The sequence below is a fragment of the Bradyrhizobium sp. 18BD genome (assembly GCF_054185225.1).
In genome coordinates, this window is sequence record NZ_JAVAYL010000007.1 from 21,432 (window position 1) to 41,834 (window position 20,403).

Here is a 20,403-nt window from a genome sequence, read left to right on the forward strand (position 1 = left end):
CCGCCGATGGCGCTATCCGGGACCGCGCCGCGCATCCTCTGCATCGGCATTCCCGTGCGCGACCTCACCTTTCGGGTCGAGGCCGTGCCGGAGCGCGGCAGCAAGGCCAACGCCACGCATCTCGCCGAGATCTGCGGCGGCAATGCCCTCAATGCCGCAATCGCGATGGCGCGGCTCGGCGGCCGCGTCTCGTTTGCAGGACCGATGGGCGATGCGCGGGAGACCTCGAGCGGGTTCATTCTCGAGCGGATGGCCACCGAGGGGATCGATATCAGCCATATCGTGCGCATGGGGGGGGCGGCCACGCCGGTTTCTGCGATCATCATCGACGCGGCCGGCGAGCGGACGCTGACGATCTATCGCGATCCCGCATTGTGGAGTGTGACGCTGCCTGACGCCGACGAGCTGCTCGCCGATTGTCAGGCTGTCCTGGTCGAGAGCCGCTGCGGCGCCTTTTGCATCGATCTCTGTGCCGAAGCACGCCGGCGCGGCATTCCCGTCATCGTCGGCGTCGATCGCGCAATGGCGCTGAACGACAGCCTGCTCACCGCCGCCTCGCATCTGCTGTTCTCAAGCGAGCAGGTGCAGGAGACCGCCGGCGTCGCCGAGGACGGTGCCGCGTTGAAGCACCTCGCCGGGTTGACGCCCGCCTTCCTCGCCGCGACCCGCGGCCCGCGCGGCACCATCTGGCTGAACGAGGCCGGCGCGCTGGAGGAGACGCCCGCCTTCCCCATCGAGGCCGTCGATACGCTCGGCGCCGGCGACGTCTTCCACGGCGCCTTCACGCTTCGGCTGGCCGAGGGTGGCGAGGTACGGGAGGCGCTGCAATTCGCCGCGGCTGCCGCAGCCCTGAAATGCAGTCGCCATGGCGGCGGTCAAGCCGCGCCGCAACGCATTGAAGTTGAAGGGTTTTTACAAGACAGGCTTTAGAGCCATTCTGCTCGGGCGCCGAGATTATGGGCTTGCGGTAGAAGATTTTCCTCTATACGACGGAAATCAGCCCTCATATTGGAACAAAGTTCTTCAAATGACCGACGTCGCTGTCCAGATCCCCGAGACCAACCGCCGCCTCGACGCCATCGACCGCAAGATCCTGATGGTGCTCCAGGACGACGCCTCCCTGTCCGTCGCCGAGATCGGCGACCGCGTCGGCCTGTCCTCGACCCCCTGCTGGAAACGTATCCAGCGCCTGGAAGCCGACGGCGTGATCCTAAAGCGGGTGGCGTTGGTCGATCAGAACAAGATCGGGCTCGGCATCTCCGTGTTCGTCTCGGTGGAGAGCTCGGATCATTCCGACGCCTGGCTGAAGAAGTTCGCCGAGGCCGTCAGCGCCATGCCGGAGGTGATGGAATTCTACCGCATGGCCGGCGACGTCGACTACATGCTGCGCGTCGTGGTCGCGGACATGCAGGCCTATGACATCTTCTACAAGAAGCTGATCAGCGCCGTGCCGCTCAAGAACGTCACCTCGCGCTTCGCGATGGAGAAGATCAAGTCGGTCACCGCGCTGCCGATCCCGGCCGTGGTGGCGGCGTAGCCTTCACCTCTCCCCGCTTGCGGGGAGAGGTCGGATTGCGAAGCAATCCGGGTGAGGGGGTACAGGTCTCGCGACATGCGCATGCGCGGAGAGAGGCCCCTCACCCCAACCCTCTCCCCGTAAGAACGGGGCGAGGGAGCCCCCGCCAATGACGCGGCGGATCGCCTCCAATCAAATCGTCTGATTGTACTCGCCGACTTCCGGATGGTTACGCAGCACGCCGTTCACCATCTCGAACATGTCGTGCATGCGCTGCTCCGAGACCGGGCTCTCGACCACGACGACGAGCTCCGGCTTGTTGGAGGACGCCCGCACCAGGCCCCAGCTGCCGTCCTCGACCGTGACGCGCACGCCGTTGACGGTGACGAGATCGCGGATCGACTGACCGCCGATCTTGGCGCCCTTGGCTTGCAGGCCTTCAAAATGCTTCACCACCTTGTCGATGACGCCGTACTTGGTCTCATCAGCGCAATGTGGCGACATGGTCGGCGACGACCAGGTCTTCGGCAGCGCGATCTTCAAGTCCGCCATCGACTTGCCCGGCGCGCGGTCGAGCATGTCGCAGATCGCGATCGCGGAGACGAGGCCGTCGTCATAGCCACGGCCATACGGCTTGTTGAAGAAGAAGTGGCCGGACTTCTCGAAGCCCGCGAGCGCGCCGGTCTCGTTGGTGCGGCGCTTCATGTAGGAATGGCCGGTCTTCCAATAAGCGGTCCTGGCGCCCTGCTTCTGCAGCACCGGATCGGTGATGAAGAGGCCGGTCGATTTCACGTCAACGATGAAATGTGCGTCCTTGTGGATCGCCGACATGTCGCGCGCCAGCATCACGCCGACCTTGTCGGCAAAGATCTCCTCGCCGGTGTTGTCGACGACGCCGCAGCGGTCGCCGTCACCGTCGAAGCCGAGACCGACATCGGCCTTGTGCTGCAGCACCGCGTCGCGGATGGCGTGCAGCATCTCCATGTCTTCGGGGTTCGGATTGTATTTCGGGAAGGTGTGGTCGAGCTCGGTGTCGAGCGGGATCACCTCGCAACCGATCGCCTCCAGCACCTGTGGCGCGAACGCGCCGGCGGTGCCGTTGCCGCAGGCCGCGACGACCTTGAGCTTGCGCTTGAGCTTCGGACGATTGGTGAGGTCGGCGATGTAGCGCGCCGGATAGTTCTCGTGGAACTGGTAGGAGCCGCCGGCCTTGTTCTTGAAATCGGCGTTGAGCACGATCTCCTTCAGCCGGGTCATCTCGTCGGGGCCGAAGGTCAGCGGGCGGTTGGCGCCCATCTTCACGCCGGTCCAGCCATTGTCGTTATGCGAGGCCGTGACCATGGCGACGCAGGGCACGTCGAGATCGAACTGCGCGAAATAGGCCATCGGCGTCACTGCGAGCCCGATGTCGTGCACCTTGCAGCCCGCCGCCATCAGGCCGGAGATCAGCGCATATTTGATCGAGGCCGAATAGCCGCGGAAATCGTGGCCGGTGACGATCTCCTGTTTGACGCCGAGCTCGGCGATCAGCGCGCCCAGGCCCATGCCGAGCGCCTGCACACCCATCAGGTTGATTTCCTTCTGGAACAACCAGCGCGCGTCGTATTCGCGAAAACCGGTGGGCTTCACCATCGGCTCGGATTCGAAGGCGTAAGTGTTCGGCAGCAAAACGGATTTCGGCTTGGGAAACATTGAGACGTCTCGTGAAAAGGGCAGGAATTGATGCAGCCTTAGCGAATGCCGGGCCGCAGCGGAAGGCGGGAATGAAGGCTTGTGGCCGATAATTGCGGCCGTTTGGTAACAGGAAAACGTGACCTGCAGCGGGGCTCGCTCAGGGCAATATCAAATTATCGAGCCGTAATCCGCCCGAATTTACTGCTCCAGCACCATCTGGCCGTTGGCGTACTCAAAACGCTTGAGGCGGGACAGGAAGGAGAGGCCGAGCAGGTTCTCCGACAGCGCCTCGTCGGGCAGCACCATCGCATCGACGTCGCGCACGATGAGGCCGCCGACATCCAGCATCGCGATCCGGGTGCGGGCGGCCTTGATGGTGCCGTTGGCGGTCGAGACCGTGGCGTTGTACTCGCCGCGCGAGGGGCGCAGGCCAAAGCGCGCGGCCGAGGTCTCGTTCAGCGCCACCACGGAGGCGCCGGTGTCGATCATGAAGCCGATGCGCTGGCCGTCGATCCGGCCCTCGGTCTGGAAGTGGCCGCGCCCGTCGCGGGGGATGTTGAGGCTGCGGCCGCCGGCCGGCGCGGTAGCCGCGACTGCGACCGTCGTGCGCGGCGCCGATGTCGCTGAAGCGGAGCTCATCTTGTCCGCCATCTGCGCCATGAAGGTGCCGAGGCCCATCATGACGGCCGCGATGATCACAATGTTACGCATCACACCATTTCCGAGCCGAACGCCCGATTTCACCACGCGACACGCCGGGCCGCGAGCGATGCCGCGATCAGCGCGGTGCTATTTTGACGAAAAGGATGAGTGAACGGTTAATCGGGCTTCACGTCCCGCGCGGCTTGGCCCGCCGGGTCGGCGCCGCGCTGGCGGGATCGTCCGGCCAGGGATGGCGCGGGTAGCGGCCGCGCAGGTCGGAGCGCACAGCAGCGTAACTGCCGCGCCAGAAACCGGGGAGATCGCGCGTCACCTGCACCGGGCGCTGCGCCGGCGACAGCAATTCCAGCACCAGCGGCACCTTGCCCGCCGCGATCGACGGATGGGTGTTGAGCCCGAACAATTCCTGCAGCCGCACCGCGATGGTCGGCCCCTGTTCGGCCTCGTAGTCGATCGCCAGCACGCTTCCCGTGGGCGCCTCGAAATGCGTCGGCGCTTCGCGATCCAGCCGCGCGCGCATCTCCCAGGGCAGCAGCGCCATCAGCGCGTCGGAGAGATCGCCGGGCGAGATATCCTTCAGCGCGATCTTGTCGTAGAGCGCCGGCACCAGCCAGTCGTCACGCCGCGCGATCAGCCCGTCGTCCGTCAGATCCGGCCAGCTATCGCCTTCGGCCTTGCGCAAGAACATCACGCGGTCGCGCCACTGCTTGGCCGCCTTCGACCAGGGCAGCCGGTCGAGACCTGCGGCGATCAGCCCATCGGCAAAAATGCGCGCAGTGTCCTCGGAGGGCGACACGGCAAGCGTCGCTTCGGACAGCGTGATCGCATGCAGCACGCGTTTGCGCCGCGCGCGCAGTGCCATCGCGCCGCGATCGAAGGAGATCTCGTCGACGCTCTCGATATGCTCGGCGAAGTGACGTTCGATCTCGTCCTGCGTGATCTGCGCGGCGAGCAGGATGCGGCCGCTCGCCGCCGTTCCGGTCATCTCGCCGATCGCAATGTAGGGCGCGCGGGCAAGCGACGAGGTCTGCTCGACGGCAGCGCCGCGGCCGTTGGCGAGCACAAAGCTGCCATTGCCGCGATTGCGCGCGACGCGGTCCGGGAAGGCGTAGGCCAGCATCAGGCCGGTGGAGAGATCATCCGGCTGCCCCGCCTTCTCCGACGCCGCCACCTGCGAGGCCCAGCGCCGGGCGAGATCGCGCGCGCTCGCGGCACGCGGCGAGCGATCGCGGCGGAACTGGTCGCGCCGATGCTCGAGATCGACGCTGTCACCGCCGAGCCCGCGCTCGGTGATGATCGCCGCGATCTCGGCCGCGGCTTCACCCTCGCCGGCGCGGTGCGAATCCACGATCATGCGCGCCAGCCGCGGCGGCAGCGCCAGCGCACGCAGGCTTTTTCCCTCGGCGGTGATGCGGCCGTCGCCGTCCAGCGCGTTGAGCTCTGACAGCAGGCTCTTGGCTTCCTTCCAGGCCGGCTGCGGCGGCGGGTCGAGGAACGACAGCGCGGCAGGATCGGCGACGCCCCATTGCGCGAGATCGAGCACGAGCGAGGACAGGTCTGCGCTCAAAATTTCCGGTTGGGTATAGGGCGCAAGCGAAGCGGTCTGCGGTTCGTCCCAGAGCCGATAGCAGACACCGGGCTCGGTACGGCCGGCGCGGCCGCGGCGCTGGTCCACCGCAGCGCGTGCGGCGCGCACGGTCTCGAGCCGGGTCAGGCCGATGTCGGGTTCGTAGCGCGGCACGCGGGCGAGACCGGAATCGACCACGATGCGCACGCCCTCGATGGTGAGCGAGGTTTCCGCGATCGAGGTCGCGAGCACCACCTTGCGCATGCCTTTGGGTGCGGGGGAAATGGCGCGATCCTGCACGGCGGCGTCGAGCGCACCGAACAGCGGCACGATCTCGATGCTGGCATCCTGCACGCGTTCGCCGAGGAAATTCTGGGTGCGGCGGATTTCGGCGGCGCCCGGCAGGAACGCCAGCACCGAGCCGCTGTCGGCACGCAGCGCCGAGGCAATCGCATCCGCCATCTGCCGCTCGATCGGCGCATCCGCCTTGCGACCGAGATAGCGCGTCTCGACAGGAAAGGCCCGGCCCTCGCTCTCGACGACGGGCGCCTCGCCCAGCAGCTTTGCGACGCGTGCGCCATCGAGCGTCGCCGACATCACGAGGATGCGCAGGTCCTCCCGCAGGCCCGTTTGCGCATCGCGCGCCAGCGCAAGACCCATGTCGGCATCGAGCGAGCGCTCGTGGAATTCGTCGAACAGGATGGCGGCGACGCCGGAGAGCTCGGGATCGTCGAGGATCTGGCGGGTGAAGATGCCCTCGGTCACCACCTCAATGCGCGTCGCGCGCGAGATCTTCGAGCCGAAGCGGACGCGATAGCCGACGGTTTCGCCTGCGCGCTCGCCCAGCGACTTGGCCATGCGGTCGGCGCTGGCCCGCGCCGCGATGCGCCGCGGCTCCAGCACGATGATCTTCTTGCCCTTGGCCCAGGGAGCATCGAGCAGCGCCAGCGGCACGCGCGTGGTCTTGCCCGCGCCCGGAGGCGCCACCAGCACGGCCGCGTTATGCGCCTCCAGCGTGCGCGAGAGGTCGTCGAGCACGGCATCGATCGGGAGGGGCGTGTCGAAGGTAAGGGGCAAGTATTTATCCGTTCGTCATGCCCGAACAAAAGCGCGAAGCGCCTCTCCACACAATGGTGCCGGGCACCCACGTTCTTTCACCCGCGAGTGAACAAGACGTGGATGGCCGGGACCGAGCTCCGCGAGTGCTTCGCCGGGCTTTACAGAATCGGGCCGGCGAAGCCTAGGCGAAGACCGCAAGCCCGGCCATGACGGAATCATGCGCGATAGTGGATCGTCAGCCCTGGGCTGGCGGGCGGCCGACGCTCTCATAGGTGAAGCCGGCGGCAGCCATGTCTTCGGGGCTGAAGATATTGCGCAGATCAACGACGACGGGCTGCGCCATGACGCTCTTCAGCCGGCCGAGATCGAGGCCGCGGAACTGCACCCATTCCGTGACGACGACGAGAGCATCGGCGCCTTGAGCGCAGGAATAAGCGTCCTCGCTATAGGCGATGCTGGGCAGCTCACTCTTGGCCTGCTCCATACCGACGGGATCGAAGGCCCTCACGTTCGCGCCCATGTCGAGAAGGCCCGTCACCAGCGGGATCGACGGCGCATCGCGCATGTCGTCGGTATCGGGCTTGAAGGTGAGGCCGAGCACGGCGATGGTCTTGCCCCGCAGCGAGCCGCCGAGCGCCTGGCTCACCTTGCGCGCCATCGCGCGCTTGCGGTTCTCGTTGACCGCGAGCACGGATTCGACGATGCGCAAGCTCACATCATAGTCCTGCGCGATCTTGATCAGCGCCTTGGTATCCTTCGGAAAGCACGAGCCACCGAAGCCGGGACCGGCATGCAGGAACTTGGTTCCGATGCGGTTGTCCAGGCCAATGCCGCGCGCGACTTCCTGCACGTTGGCGCCGACCTTCTCGGAGAGGTCGGCGATCTCGTTGATGAAGGTGATCTTGGTGGCGAGGAAGGCGTTGGCGGCGTATTTGATCATCTCGGCGGTGCGGCGCGCGGTGAACATCAGCGGCGCCTGGTTCAGCGACAGCGGGCGATAGATGTCGCCCATCACCTTGCGGCCGCGCTCGTCGGAGGTGCCGACCACGACGCGATCAGGAAACTTGAAGTCGCGGATCGCGGCGCCCTCGCGCAGGAATTCGGGATTGGAGGCGACGACAACGTCGGCCTTCGGATTGGCTTCGCGGATAATGCGCTCGACCTCGTCGCCGGTGCCCACAGGCACGGTCGACTTCGTCACCACCACGGTGAAGCCGGTGAGCGACTGTGCGACCTCCTTGGCGGCGGCGTAGACATAGGAGAGATCGGCATGGCCGTCACCGCGACGCGAGGGCGTGCCGACCGCGATGAACACGGCGTCCGCATCCGCGACCGGCTTCGACAGGTCGGTGGTGAAGTCGAGCCGCTTGGCCTTCACATTGGTCGCGACCAGTTCGTCGAGGCCCGGCTCGTAGATCGGGATCTCGCCGCGATGAAGCGCCGCGATCTTCTTCTCGTCCTTGTCGACGCAGGTGACGTCGTGACCGAAATCCGCAAAGCAGGCTCCGGACACCAGTCCCACATAGCCCGTTCCGATCATCGCGATGCGCATGGAAAACCCTGTTTTAGCTTGGTTAACGAAACCCCAATCCTGAGGTCGGTTTAGCATTTTCCCCGTGGAAGGGAACCGTCAGCATCGCAAAAACCGGCACGCGAATTGAACCGGTAAAGAAGTCGGAAACCGCAAGGCTTCAAACTGCCCCACGCCCAGACAGGGCCGGGCGGAACATGGCTCGAAAAGGGACACCATGGCCTCATCAGGCACAATCGCTGCGGGCGGGCTTTCCAGGGGCCCTGCTGCCGCGCGTGTCGACTGGGTCGACTATGCCAAGGGCATCTGCATCGTCATGGTGGTGATGATGCATTCGGTGCTGGGGGTCGAGCTCGCCGCCGGCGAGACCGGTTTCATGCATGTTCTGGTGGCCTTCGCAAAGCCGTTCCGGATGCCGGATTTCTTCCTGATCTCGGGCCTTTTCCTGCCGCTCGTGATCGACCGCGACTGGCGAACCTATCTCGACCGCAAGGTGGTGCATTTCGCTTATTTCTATGTCGTCTGGGTGACAATCCAGTTCGGCTTCAAGGCCCCCGCTTTCGCGGCGGAATCGAGCTGGCGCGATGCGGGCCTGCTGTATCTGGAATCCTTCATGGAGCCGTTCGGCACACTCTGGTTCATCTACCTGCTGCCGATCTTCTTCGTCGTCACAAAATTGACACGACGAATCCCCGCGCCGGCGATCTGGTTCGTGGCGGCCGCGCTGGAGACGGCGCGCATCACGACCGGCTGGACCGCGATCGACGAGTTCTGCGCGCGCTTCGTCTATTTCTATTCGGGCTATCTGTTCGCACCTTACGTGTTCGCGCTGTCGGATCGCGCGCGCAATTATCCGGCGCTCGCGCTTGTTGCGCTTGCGGCCTGGGCGCTGGTCAATGCCGGTCTCGTTTCGCTTGGCGTCAGCGAATGGAAGATCGCGTCGCTCGTGCTCGGCTTTGCCGGCGCCTGCGCGATCATCACGATGGGCACGCTGCTCGCGCGCGCACATTGGCTGAACTTCTTCCGCTTCTGCGGCGAGCATTCGATCGTGATCTATCTCGCCTTCTTCCTGCCGATGGCGGCGACGCGCTTGCTGCTGCTGCACACCGGCATCATCCCTGACATCGGCACGGTGTCGCTGATCGTTACCGTCGTCGGCGTGATCGGATCGCTTGCGATCTGGCAGGCCGCGTTGCGGCTCAATGCGCACTTCCTGTTCGAGCGGCCGGATACATTCTGGATCGCGCCGAAGAAGGCCGGGCCGGTGTTGCAGGCGGCGGAGTAGCTCCATTCTCGGTGTCGTCGCCCGGCGACCGGGCGCCCAGTACGCCGAGGCGCCAGTGACTGAGCCGAGAAGCCGCGGCGTACTGGATTCCCCGTTTCGCCGGGAATGACAGCGGGGATGTGGAGAATGACAGTGGGGATAGTGGCGCCAGCAAGCCAAAAATCCCCGTCCCAAGGCTGTCAAAACCCGCAAAAATTCATACATTGCGGCCATGCCCAAAACATCCCCGAAGACCTCCGCCAAAGCTGACACCAAGGCTGCCGTCGACGCCAAACCCGCCGCGGCGACAGCTGCTGCCAAACCGGTTGCGGCGAAGGCGGCCGGCAAGGGTGACCACATCTTCCTGGTGGACGGTTCCGGCTACATCTTCCGCGCCTATCACGCTCTGCCGCCTTTGAACCGCAAGTCCGACGGGCTGCAGGTCAACGCGGTGCTCGGCTTCTGCAACATGCTGTGGAAGCTGTTGCGCGACATGCCCGCCGACAACCGGCCGACGCATCTGGCAATCGTGTTCGACAAGTCGGAAGTCACCTTCCGCAACAAGATCTATCCCGAGTACAAGGCGCACCGGCCGCCGGCGCCTGACGATCTGATCCCGCAATTCGCGCTGATCCGCGAGGCGGTGCGCGCCTTCGACCTGCCCTGCCTGGAACAGGGCGGCTTCGAGGCCGACGATCTCATCGCAACCTATGCGCGGCAAGCGAGCGAGCGCGGCGCCACAACGACCATCGTGTCCTCCGACAAGGATCTGATGCAGCTCGTGAACGACAAGATCTTGATGTACGACACCATGAAGGATCGCCGCATCGGGGTTCCCGAGGTGATCGAGAAGTTCGGCGTGCCACCGGAGAAGGTGGTCGAGGTCCAAGCACTCGCCGGCGATTCCACCGACAACGTGCCTGGCGTGCCCGGCATCGGCATCAAGACCGCTGCGCAATTGATCGTCGAATATGGCGACCTCGAGCAGCTCCTGTTCCGCGCCACCGAGATCAAGCAGCCGAAGCGGCGCGAAGCGCTGATCGAGAATGCCGAGAAGGCGCGGATCTCGCGCCAGCTCGTGCTGCTCGACGACAAGGTCGAGCTGGAGGTGCCGCTGGACGATCTCGCCGTCCACGAGCCCGACGCGCGCAAGCTGATCGCCTTCCTGAAGGCGATGGAATTTTCCACGCTGACGCGCCGTGTGGCCGATTATTCGCAGATCGATCCATCCAATGTCGATGCCGATCCCGGCTATGCGAGCGGCGCCAGCGTATTCTCGCCGCTGCCGCCCTCGGACGTCGTGCCCGCACCGGGCGCCAGCACACCGGCGCAGGCCCGGCCGGGCGAGCGCAACACATCGGCAAGCAAGGAAGAGAAGGCCGCGAGTCCGAAAGGCGGGCCGGTCTCCCTCGCGGCTGCGCGTGAGGAAGTGCTGCGCAAGCTTCCTGTCGATCGCAGCAAATATCAGACGATCAAGTCGCTGAAGGAACTCAACGCCTTTATCGCCCGCATCCATGATGCCGGCCACGTTGCGATCGAGATGCGAGGAAACTCGATCGATCCCATGCAGGCCGATTTCTGTGGCCTCGCGCTGGCCGTGGCGCCGAACGAGGCCTGCTACGTGCCGCTGGCACACAAGCAATCCGGCGGCGGCGCTGGCCTGTTCGACGCCGGTCCTGCGCCCGACCAGGTCAAGCATGCCGATGCCATCGAGGCGCTGCGGCCCGTGCTGGAATCGACGGGCATCCTCAAGATCGGCTTCGACGTCAAATTTGCCGCCGTGATGCTGGCGCAGCACGGCATCACTCTGCGTAACGTCGACGATGCGCAACTGATCTCCTACGTGCTCGATGCCGGGCGTGGCTCGCACGCGCTGGAATCGCTATCCGAGCGCTGGTTCGGCCACGCCATGCTGAAGGAGAGCGAGCTGCTCGGCAGCGGCAAGGGCAAGATCACCTTCGACCAGGTCCCGATCGACAAGGCTGCGCCGCTGTCAGCGGAAGGCGCCGACATGGCTCTGCGCGTCTGGCGCGTGCTGAAGCCGCGCCTGGTCGCCGAGCACATGACCACCGTCTACGAGACGCTGGAGCGGCCGCTCGTCTCCGTGCTCGCGCGCATGGAGCGGCGCGGCATCTCGATCGACCGCCAGGTCCTGTCGCGTCTCTCCGGCGACTTCGCCCAGACCGCGGCGCGCGTCGAAGCCGAGATCCAGGAGATCGCCGGCGAACCCGTCAATGTCGGCAGCCCCAAGCAGATCGGCGACATCCTGTTCGGCAAGATGGGATTGCCGGGCGGCAGCAAGACCAAGACCGGTGCGTGGTCCACCACCGCGCAGGTGCTCGATGACCTCGCCGAGCAGGGCTACGACTTCCCGAAGAAGATCCTGGAGTGGCGCCAGGTCTCGAAACTGAAATCGACCTACACCGACGCCCTGCCGACCTACGTCAATCCGCAGACCCATCGGGTGCACACGACCTACGCGCTGGCCGCGACCACTACGGGCCGGCTGTCGTCGAACGAGCCGAATTTGCAGAACATCCCCGTGCGCACCGAGGACGGCCGCAAGATCCGTCGGGCGTTCATCGCGACGCCTGGGCACAAGCTCGTCTCCGCCGACTACTCGCAGATCGAGCTGCGGTTGCTGGCGGAGATCGCCGACATTCCTGTGCTGAAGCAGGCGTTCCGCGATGGCCTCGACATTCACGCCATGACGGCGTCCGAAATGTTCGGCGTGCCGATCGAGGGCATGCCGAGCGAAGTCCGCCGCCGTGCGAAAGCGATCAATTTCGGCATCATCTACGGCATCTCGGCGTTCGGCCTTGCCAACCAGCTCGGCATCGCCCGCGAGGAAGCCTCCGCCTACATCAAGAAGTACTTTGAGCGCTTCCCCGGCATCCGCGCCTATATGGACGAGACGCGCGATTTCTGCCGGCAGCACGGCTACGTCACCACACTGTTCGGCCGCAAGTGCCACTACCCCGATATCAAGGCGTCCAATGCCTCGGTGCGCGCGTTCAACGAGCGCGCCGCGATCAACGCTCGACTTCAGGGCACCGCCGCCGACATCATCCGCCGCGCCATGACACGTGTGGAGGATGCACTCGCTGCGAAGAAGCTCTCGGCGCAGATGCTGCTGCAGGTGCACGACGAACTGATCTTCGAAGTGCCGGACGCCGAGGTCGAGGCGACGCTGCCCGTCGTGCAGCACGTCATGCAGGACGCGCCGTTCCCGGCCGTGCTGCTGTCGGTGCCGCTGCATGTCGACGCCCGCGCGGCGAAGAATTGGGACGAGGCGCACTGATCTTCTTACCTCGCCCCGCTTGCGGGGAGAGGTCGGATCGCATCGTCAGATGCGATTCGGGTGAGGGGGTACAGGTCTATCGACAGACAACGCTAGCGGAGAGAGCCCCTCACCCCAACCTCCTCAGCGCGAGCGAGGCTCGTCGTGCCCCGTAAGAACGGGGCGAGGGAGTGCATCGGCGCGAGAAGGCAGAGCTGCGCCCGGGACACGAGAGCTGAATTGTCCTCCGAGCAATTGCGCGATGGCCCGGCGCAGCCGCACCTATTAGAACCGGCGCGTCTCCCGCATTGGTTCAATCATGCCTCACACCCCCGCCTTGCTCGGCTTTGCCCTCGTCTGCCTTGGTCTCGTGCTCACGCCCGGGCCGAACATGATCTATCTGATCTCGCGCTCGATCACGCAGGGACCTGCGGCAGGAATCGTCTCGCTCGGCGGCGTGGCGCTGGGCTTCGTGTTCTACATGCTGTGCGCAGCGTTCGGCATCACGGCGCTGCTGCTCGCGATTCCCTTCGCCTATGACGCGCTGCGCTTCGCTGGCGCCGGCTACATGCTCTGGCTCGCCTGGCAGGCCGTGAAGCCGGGCGGACGTTCGCCGTTCCAGGTGAAGCAGGTCGCGATCGACAGCCCGTCCAAATTGTTCGCGATGGGGCTCGTCACCAATCTGCTCAATCCGAAGATCGCGATGCTGTATCTGGCGCTGCTGCCGCAGTTCATCGATCCCGCCGCCGGCAGCGTGCTGACGCAGTCGGTGGTGCTGGGCGCGATCCAGATCGCGATCAGCGTCAGCGTCAACGCGATCATCGCGCTCGCCGCAGGATCGATCGCGCTGTTCCTGGCGAGCCGGCCGAGCTGGATGCTGGTGCAGCGCTGGCTGATGGGCACGGTGCTGGCCGGGCTCGCCGTGCGGATGGCGGTGGAAGCGAAGAAGGTGTGACCGAGGTCGCGCGCCGCGCGCTCGTGTCCCGGACGCGCTGCAGCGCTCTTGCGCTGCTGCGCAGAGCCGGGACCCAGAAGGTTAAGAACGAGATCACAGGGGCGGGCATGGGCCCCGGCCCTGCAGCGCACCGCTTACGCGCTGCGCTGCGTCCGGGGCACGAGGCGGCGGGCTAATCCAGCTTTGCCTCCATGCCCCGCTTCACGGCCGGGCGCGCCATCAGGGCGTCGTACCAGCGCTTGACGTTGGGGAAGTCGGCCAGATCAACCTTGTGGCGAGGGTGGCGCCAGGCCCAGCCCAGGATGGCAAAATCGGCGACCGAGAGGTCACCTGCGACGAAGTCGTGGTCGGCGAGCCGGCGGTCCAGCACGCCATAGAGCCGGCGCGTCTCGGCCATGTAGCGCTTCAGGCCGTAGGCGCGGTCCTGCTCATTCTCGAGTGCAATGAAATGATGGACCTGGCCGGGCATCGGGCCGAAGCCGCCCATCTGCCACATCAGCCATTCGTAGACGGGGACGCGGGCGCCGAGCGATTTCGGCAGGAATTTGCCGGTCTTTTCGCCGAGATAGAGCAGGATCGCGCCGGACTCGAAGATACCGACGGGCTTGCCGTCGGGGCCTTCCGGATCGAGGATCGCCGGGATCTTGTTGTTCGGGGACAGCTTCAGGAACCCGGGCGCCATCTGCTCGCCCTTGGTGATGTTCACCGGGACCACCCTGTAGGGCAGCCCCATTTCCTCCAGCGCGACCGAGATCTTGCGGCCGTTCGGCGTGTTCCAGGTGTGCAGCTCGATGGTCATGCCAGTTTCCTTGCCGAGTTTCTTTGCCCGATTTCCTTGCTTCCGTCCCCAACGGGAGGCCCCTCCACTACTCCAGAAGGTTGCACCCCCACAACCGGCGGACCGGGATGGCCGATCCCTGTTGACGGGAGATGCCCCCTCTGGAATGTCGCGGCGGTCGCGGATAAATTCCGCCACCTTCAAGAACGCTCCCGAGGGACCGCCGTGTCGAAATCTGCCTCCCGCGCCCGCCTGTTCGAAATCATCCGCCGGCGCTCTTTCGGCCGCGGCGAGGTGACGCTCGCGTCGGGCCGCAAGAGCGATTTCTACTTCAACCTCAAGCCGACCATGCTCGACCCCGAGGGCGCGACGCTGCTGGCCGAGCTCACCTACGAGGCGCTGAAGGACGACCAGCTCGATTTCATCGGCGGGCTCGAGATGGGCGCGGTGCCGCTCGCCGGCGCGCTGGCGCAAATCTCCTGGATCAAGGGCCATCCGATCGCGGCCTTCTTCGTGCGCAAGAAACCGAAGGAGCACGGCGCAAAGCTCGCGATCGAGGGCCTGCCCAAAGGCGAGACGCTTGCCGGCAAGCGCGTCGTGATCGTGGAGGATGTCACCACAACGGGCGGCTCGGCGATGAAGGCGGTGGAATCCGTACGCGAGACCGGCGCCGAAGTCGTGCTGGTGCTGACCATGGTCGATCGCGAGGAAGGCGCCACCGACACATTTGGTGCGGCCGGGTTGCCGTTCCGCTCGCTGTACAAGGCGTCGGAATTCTTGAAGGCGTGATCTCATCGCAAGCGGGGCGAGGTGAAGCCTCAACCGCTCATTTACCATCCCGCTCTATGGTGAAACATGTGCTGAGACCTGACGGTCCCGGCCGGTTCAGTAGCGTCGGGTGGAGTAAGCGTTGCGTACAATCATGTTCCATGCGCGGCGGCGGCGTCGCGCGATGCTTGTGGCCGCCACCCTCGCAGCACCGCTGCTGGCAGCTCCCGCTCCGGCTTCGGCCGAAGGCCTGTTCGACTTCTTCTTCGGCGGCATGCAGCAGCAGCGCCCGCAGCGCGAGGTGCCGCAGCAGGCGAACTCCTACGCCGATCCCTTCACCGGCCAGCAGAATGCCGCAACCCCGCAATATGTGCCGCCGACGCGTGCGGCGGCGGCGGGGGGCTCCGGCCCGGCCTTCTGCGTGCGCAGCTGTGACGGCAAATATTTTCCGCTGATGCGCGGCCTCGCCTCGCCGGCCCAGATGTGTCAGGCGTTCTGTCCCGCCACCGCGACCAAGGTCTTCTTCGGCTCCTCAATCGAGGGCGCCTATGCACAGACCGGCGAGCGTTACGCCGACAGCGAGAACGCGTTCGCCTATCGCAAGGCGCTGCGCTCGGACTGCACCTGCAACGGCCGCGAGCCGGTCGGCCTTGCCCCGGTCGATCTCGCGCTCGACTCCTCGCTGAAGGCCGGCGACGTGATCGCAACCAGCGACGGTCTCGTCGCCTATACCGGCGTTCGCCTCGGCAACGACCAGACCGCGGAGTTCACTCCGGTCGCCTCCTATCCCGGCCTCACCGCGCAGGTCCGCGCGCGCCTCGGCGAGATGAAGGTCGCGCCGGTGCGGGCGGAGACGGTGTCAGCGGATGCGCCGGCGTCAACTGAGATCGTGCGCGAGGCACTGCCTGATGTGACGGTGCCGAAGACGACGGCGCAGAAATCGGCGAAGCGGGCGGGCTTGGATTAAGCCAGAACTGCAACCAGGTCGTCATTGCGAGCGAAGCGAAGCAATCCAGAAATGCCTCCGCGGAGACACTCTGGATTGCTTCGTCGCCAGCGCAAAATTGCTTCGCAATTTGGTCGCAGGCTCCTCGCAATGACGGAGGATGGCGCGCTATCTCCCGATAATCACCCCGATCACATTCGGCGCAGCCATGTACTTCTCCTCGATCGCCGCGCGCGCGGCGGCGCGATTTTCGGCGGTCAGCAAGCCACGCTTCTCGGCCAGGATCATCCAGCAGAAACCCCACCAATCGGTGAGCATGCCCGCCTCGCCGATGAGGTCGTAGCCCTGCTCGGCCGCGAAGATGCGCGCATTCGCCTCGTCGAGCGTGTCCAGGAACAGATGGTCCTCGGTCGAGAACAGCTCGTCGCTGATGTCGTCGATGGTGTAGCCCCAGATCGACTGGCACACCGCGTTGAACTCGCGGTCGAACTGGTCGTCATCGATCCTCTGGCGCCGCGCCGCCTGGTGCAGCCGCGACAGCGAGCGCGCGAAATCGGCGATCCGGGTGAGGGCGAATTGATCGAAGGCAATGGTGGACATGTAGTCCTCGCAAAGTCTGACAGACGCTAGATATTGTGTCGGCAACGCACCGAATCACAATGATATATCAAAGACTTGCTAAAGTGTTCTTAATTTGTTCCGAAGAGTTAACAACGCTTCACGCCGCCCCCATTTGCGAATTGCCGGAATCGAAAGGGGCCGCCTCGCGGCGGCCCCCTGCCGGTTACAATCATTGTTCGGGATGAGAAATTCCAGCCCCGGCAGGATCAAGGCTAGAGCCAACACCAGACTTGGGCGATTCCGGACAACTACTGAACGTAGTGCTGTCCCATTTCCGCCTCGCAAAGGTTCCAATTGGGCCGACTCAGCGCGCGGCGGACCTCAATAACAGCGCGAGGCCGCAATGGCGTGGACGCGCCGGTCGCCAAGCAGATGCGCGACAAATCCGTTCTTCGGAAAGATTTTTGCAAAGGCCGCGTCGCGGATGCTGAGGCCGCCGGCATAGGCGCCGAAGGCCGGCATCACCGCGTGCATTCCATCACTGGCGAAGCAACGCCGCTCCATCGAACGGCCGCGCGCGGAGACGCGCGCCTTGGGATGCAGATGGCCGGCGATCTCGCCATGCGCACCGGTCGGCTCGTGGCGGAAGGTGATCGGCCCGATCGCAACTTCGTCCGCGATGGTGCCGCCGAGATCGCGCGGCAGCATCGGATCGTGATTGCCGGAGATCCAGATCCAGTCGCGTCCGGCCTGGAGCACGGCGACGGCGTTGCGATCATCCTCCGACAGTCGCTCATGCGCGGTGCGATCGTGAAAGCTGTCGCCGAGTGCGATGACGGTTTTTGGGGCATGGCGGGAGATGACAGCAGCGAGGCGACCGAGCGTTGCCAGCGTGTCGTAAGGCGGCAGCAGCACACCGCGCGTGGCGAAGCTGGAGCCCTTTTCCAGATGCAGATCGGAAACGACGAGCAGGCGTTGCTCTTCCCAGTACAGCGCGCCGGAGAGATCGGCGGCGAAAGTCACATCGCTGATGGTGACCCTGGATACGCGCATGTCCTCGACATCCCCCGAAATCAGCGCGCCCAACGTCACGTCAAAACCTGCTTCTATCCCATCGCCTCTTTGACGAGCTCGTCGGCGGCCTCGGCCAAAAGCTCGTCTGCAGCTTCGCCATAGACTGACTCGCGGCCGATTTCCAGCATTACGGGGACGGCGAGCGGGGAGACGTGGTCGAGTTCCTGATGGGTGATGCGGCCCTGGATGCGGGCGAGCATGCCGCCGAGACGGCGCAGATCGAGCAGGCCGGCGGCGGCATCGGCGCGCGCGGCGCGCAGCAGCACGTGGTCGGCCTGGTGCTTGCGCAGCACGTCATAGACGAGGTCGGTCGAGAACAGCACCTGGCGGCGGCTCTTGTCCTCGCTGGTGAAGCGGCGCTCGATCAGGCCGGAGATCAGCGCACAATTGCGGAAGGTGCGCTTCATCAGCGCGGATTCGGCGAGCCAGGCTTCGAGATCATCGCCCAGCATGTCCGGGTTGAACAGCGCATCGAGATCGAGCTCGCCATTGCGGATCATGAAGGAGGCATCGCCGAGCCCCCAGATCGCCACCGCATATTCATTGGCGACGAAGCCGAGCGGCCGCGCGCGGGCGCGCTCGAGCCGGCGCGTCAGCAGCATGCCGAGCGTCTGGTGCGCGAGCCGGCCCTCGAAGGGATAGCAGATGAGATAATGCTTGTTGCCGCGTGGAAAGGTCTCGACCAGGAGTTCGCGAACGCCGGGCACTCTGCTGACGTCTTTTTGCAGCGACAGCCAGTCACGCACCTGCTCGGGCAGGCCATTCCAGGCGCGCTTGTCGTCGAGAATGCGGCGCACGCGCTCGGCCAGATAGGTCGAGAGCGGAAACTTGCCGCCCATATAGGACGGCACCTTGGGGTCCTTGTCGTTGGCGCGGGAGACGTAGACCTGGTCTTCTGCCAAAGCTTCGTAGCGCACGACCTCGCCGCCGAACACAAAGGTGTCGCCGGCGGTGAGGCCCTCGATGAAATATTCCTCGATCTCACCCAACACCCTGCCGCCGCGCGCAATGGCGCCGGTGGCGCCGCTGCCGGTGGAGCGCCCCCGCACCAGCCGCACCTTCAGCATCGGCTCCTCGACGATGGTGCCGACATTGAGGCGATAGCTCTGCCGCACCTTTGGATTGGCGACGCGCCAGCGGTCCTGCTTGTCCTGCTTGATGCGGGCGAAGCGCTCATAGGTTTTCAGCGCGTAGCCGCCGGTGGCGACGAAATCGACGACATCGTCGAAATCCTGCCGGGCGAGGTCTGCGTAAGGCGCGGCGGTGCGGACCTCGTCGTAGAGATCGTCGTTGAAAAACGGTTCGCCGCAGGCGCAGCCGAGCACATGCTGGGCCAGCACGTCGAGCGCGCCGGTGCGAAGCGGCGGCGTGTCCTGCGCATTCTCGGCGATGGCATCGATCGCGGCGCGGCACTCCAGCACCTCGAAACGGTTCGCGGGCACCAGCACCGCGCGCGAGGCTTCATCGAGGCGGTGATTGGCGCGGCCGATGCGCTGCATCAGGCGCGAGGAGCCCTTGGGCGCGCCGATATTGACGACGAGATCGACATCACCCCAGTCGATGCCGAGATCGAGCGAGGAGGTGCAGACGACGCCGCGCAGGCGCCCTGCCGACATGGCTTCCTCGACCTTGCGGCGCTGCGCGACATCGAGCGAGCCGTGATGCAGCGCGATGGCAAGGCCATCGTCGTTCATCCGCCAGAGATCCTGGAACAGCATCTCGGCCTGGCTGCGGGTGTTGACGAAGACCAGCGTGGTCTTGTTCTGCTTGATCAGCTCGTAGACTTCGGCGAGGGCATGACGCGCGCCGTGGCCGGCCCAGGGCAGCCGCTCGCGCGTGTCGAGCATCTCGACCTGCGGCGGCGCCGCGCCGCCGGCGAGGACGATGTCGGCAGCGGCTTCGTTGCCACCCGGCTGCGGCACCAGGAAGCGCGCGAGCTGGTCCGGCTCGGCCACGGTCGCCGACAGGCCGATCGCGCGTATCTGCGGCGCCAGCCGCCACAGCCGCGCCAGCCCAAGCGACAAGAGATCGCCGCGCTTGGACGTCACCAGCGCATGCAGCTCGTCGAGCACAATGCGTTTCAGGGAGGAGAACAGGAACGGCGCGTCGTCGGAGGACAGCAGCAGCGCGAGCTGCTCCGGCGTCGTCAGCAAGATGTCCGGCGGATAGCGCCGCTGCCGCTGGCGCCGCGACACCGGCGTGTCGCCGGTGCGGGTCTCGACCTTGATCGGGAGGGCCATCTCGGCGATGGGACGCTCGAGGTTGCGGGCGATGTCGACGGCGAGCGCCTTGAGCGGGGAGATGTAGAGCGTGTGCAGACCGCCGCTGCGCTGCACGGCGCGGCCGGTGGAAACCACGGACTTCGCGGGTGATGCCGGTGCAGAACTCAGCTCCACCAGCGTCGGCAGAAACCCCGCCAGCGTCTTGCCGGCGCCGGTGGGCGCAATCAAAAGGGCCGAACGATCCTCGCGCGCCTTCTCCAGCAGCGCGAGCTGATGCTCGCGCGGCGACCAGCCGCGGGCCGCAAACCACGCCTGGAAGCGGTCGGGCAGCAGCGCGGCCGGCTCGGCCGATATTTTGAGGATGCGGGGCGGCACGGCATCACAGGTAAGCCGTGCGGGCGGGTTCGTCGAGGGGTGGGCTCTTCGCCTCGCCCCGCTTGCGGGGAGAGGCCGCCGCGAAGCGACGGATGAAGGGGAGCCTCCGCGAGGGCAACTGTCACCGTCTCCGCGGAGACTCCCCCTCACCCTACCCTCTCCCCGCAAGCGGG

The 20,403-nt window shown here is 65.6% G+C and carries 15 protein-coding genes; 7 read left to right on the forward strand and 8 right to left on the reverse strand.

What is annotated here, in order from left to right; translation table 11 throughout:
- Positions 1 to 6 precede the first annotated feature (6 nt).
- Together RAD16_RS14500 and RAD16_RS14505 are read left to right on the forward strand one after the other, a co-directional pair.
- Positions 7 to 930: a sugar kinase gene (locus RAD16_RS14500; RefSeq protein ID WP_458158568.1), complete on the forward strand. Its 924-nt coding sequence runs from the start codon at positions 7 to 9 to the stop codon at positions 928 to 930.
- Between the two features lie 97 nt (positions 931 to 1,027).
- A complete protein-coding gene (locus RAD16_RS14505; protein ID WP_458158569.1) occupies positions 1,028 to 1,537 on the forward strand; it encodes an Lrp/AsnC family transcriptional regulator in 510 nt (169 codons plus the stop codon).
- A gap of 171 nt (positions 1,538 to 1,708) precedes the next feature.
- On the opposite strand, the gene RAD16_RS14510 is transcribed toward RAD16_RS14505, so the two are convergent.
- The 4 genes from RAD16_RS14510 to RAD16_RS14525 all read right to left on the reverse strand — a co-directional run bounded on the left by RAD16_RS14510 (position 1,709) and on the right by RAD16_RS14525 (position 8,028).
- The gene (locus RAD16_RS14510) at positions 1,709 to 3,208 is read right to left on the reverse strand and encodes a phosphomannomutase/phosphoglucomutase (protein ID WP_458158570.1); all 1,500 of its coding nucleotides are present in this window, start codon (positions 3,206 to 3,208) and stop codon (positions 1,709 to 1,711) included.
- A gap of 180 nt (positions 3,209 to 3,388) precedes the next feature.
- On the reverse strand, positions 3,389 to 3,901 hold the full coding sequence (locus RAD16_RS14515) for a TIGR02281 family clan AA aspartic protease (protein ID WP_458158571.1): 513 nt from the start codon (positions 3,899 to 3,901) through the stop codon (positions 3,389 to 3,391).
- 118 nt (positions 3,902 to 4,019) lie between these two features.
- Entirely contained in the window at positions 4,020 to 6,494 is a 2,475-nt protein-coding gene (gene hrpB / locus RAD16_RS14520; RefSeq protein WP_458158572.1) for an ATP-dependent helicase HrpB, read from the reverse strand.
- Positions 6,495 to 6,711: 217 nt separating this feature from the next.
- Positions 6,712 to 8,028, reverse strand: coding sequence for a UDP-glucose dehydrogenase family protein (locus tag RAD16_RS14525; RefSeq protein WP_458158573.1), 1,317 nt, complete (start codon positions 8,026 to 8,028; stop codon positions 6,712 to 6,714).
- Positions 8,029 to 8,224: 196 nt separating this feature from the next.
- On the opposite strand from RAD16_RS14525, the gene RAD16_RS14530 reads away from it, so the two are divergent.
- The 3 genes from RAD16_RS14530 (at position 8,225) to RAD16_RS14540 (ending at position 13,506) form a co-directional block, all read left to right on the forward strand.
- Positions 8,225 to 9,292 carry an acyltransferase family protein gene (locus RAD16_RS14530; protein ID WP_458158574.1) on the forward strand — a complete coding sequence of 356 codons (1,068 nt, stop codon included), beginning with the start codon at positions 8,225 to 8,227 and terminating at the stop codon, positions 9,290 to 9,292.
- Between the two features lie 211 nt (positions 9,293 to 9,503).
- Positions 9,504 to 12,572, forward strand: a complete 3,069-nt coding sequence (polA, locus tag RAD16_RS14535; RefSeq protein WP_458158575.1) for a DNA polymerase I — start codon at positions 9,504 to 9,506, stop codon at positions 12,570 to 12,572.
- A 298-nt stretch (positions 12,573 to 12,870) separates the two neighbouring features.
- Entirely contained in the window at positions 12,871 to 13,506 is a 636-nt protein-coding gene (locus RAD16_RS14540) for a LysE family translocator (protein WP_458158576.1), read from the forward strand.
- 172 nt (positions 13,507 to 13,678) lie between these two features.
- Here the strand turns inward: RAD16_RS14540 and RAD16_RS14545 are convergent, their stop codons facing one another.
- The gene (locus RAD16_RS14545) at positions 13,679 to 14,305 is read right to left on the reverse strand and encodes a glutathione S-transferase family protein (protein WP_458158577.1); all 627 of its coding nucleotides are present in this window, start codon (positions 14,303 to 14,305) and stop codon (positions 13,679 to 13,681) included.
- A gap of 204 nt (positions 14,306 to 14,509) precedes the next feature.
- Between RAD16_RS14545 and pyrE the strand changes: the two genes are divergently transcribed.
- A complete protein-coding gene (gene pyrE / locus RAD16_RS14550; RefSeq protein ID WP_018647906.1) occupies positions 14,510 to 15,073 on the forward strand; it encodes an orotate phosphoribosyltransferase in 564 nt (187 codons plus the stop codon).
- Between the two features lie 163 nt (positions 15,074 to 15,236).
- The gene (locus RAD16_RS14555; RefSeq protein WP_458158578.1) at positions 15,237 to 16,019 is read left to right on the forward strand and encodes a DUF2865 domain-containing protein; all 783 of its coding nucleotides are present in this window, start codon (positions 15,237 to 15,239) and stop codon (positions 16,017 to 16,019) included.
- A 147-nt stretch (positions 16,020 to 16,166) separates the two neighbouring features.
- Here RAD16_RS14555 and RAD16_RS14560 read toward each other — a convergent pair whose 3' ends face one another.
- The 3 genes from RAD16_RS14560 to RAD16_RS14570 form a co-directional block, all read right to left on the reverse strand.
- On the reverse strand, positions 16,167 to 16,598 hold the full coding sequence (locus tag RAD16_RS14560) for a hypothetical protein (RefSeq protein ID WP_458158579.1): 432 nt from the start codon (positions 16,596 to 16,598) through the stop codon (positions 16,167 to 16,169).
- 342 nt (positions 16,599 to 16,940) lie between these two features.
- Positions 16,941 to 17,612, reverse strand: a complete 672-nt coding sequence (pdeM, locus tag RAD16_RS14565) for a ligase-associated DNA damage response endonuclease PdeM (RefSeq protein WP_458158580.1) — start codon at positions 17,610 to 17,612, stop codon at positions 16,941 to 16,943.
- A 53-nt stretch (positions 17,613 to 17,665) separates the two neighbouring features.
- Positions 17,666 to 20,230, reverse strand: a complete 2,565-nt coding sequence (locus tag RAD16_RS14570; protein WP_458158581.1) for a ligase-associated DNA damage response DEXH box helicase — start codon at positions 20,228 to 20,230, stop codon at positions 17,666 to 17,668.
- Positions 20,231 to 20,403 lie beyond the last annotated feature (173 nt).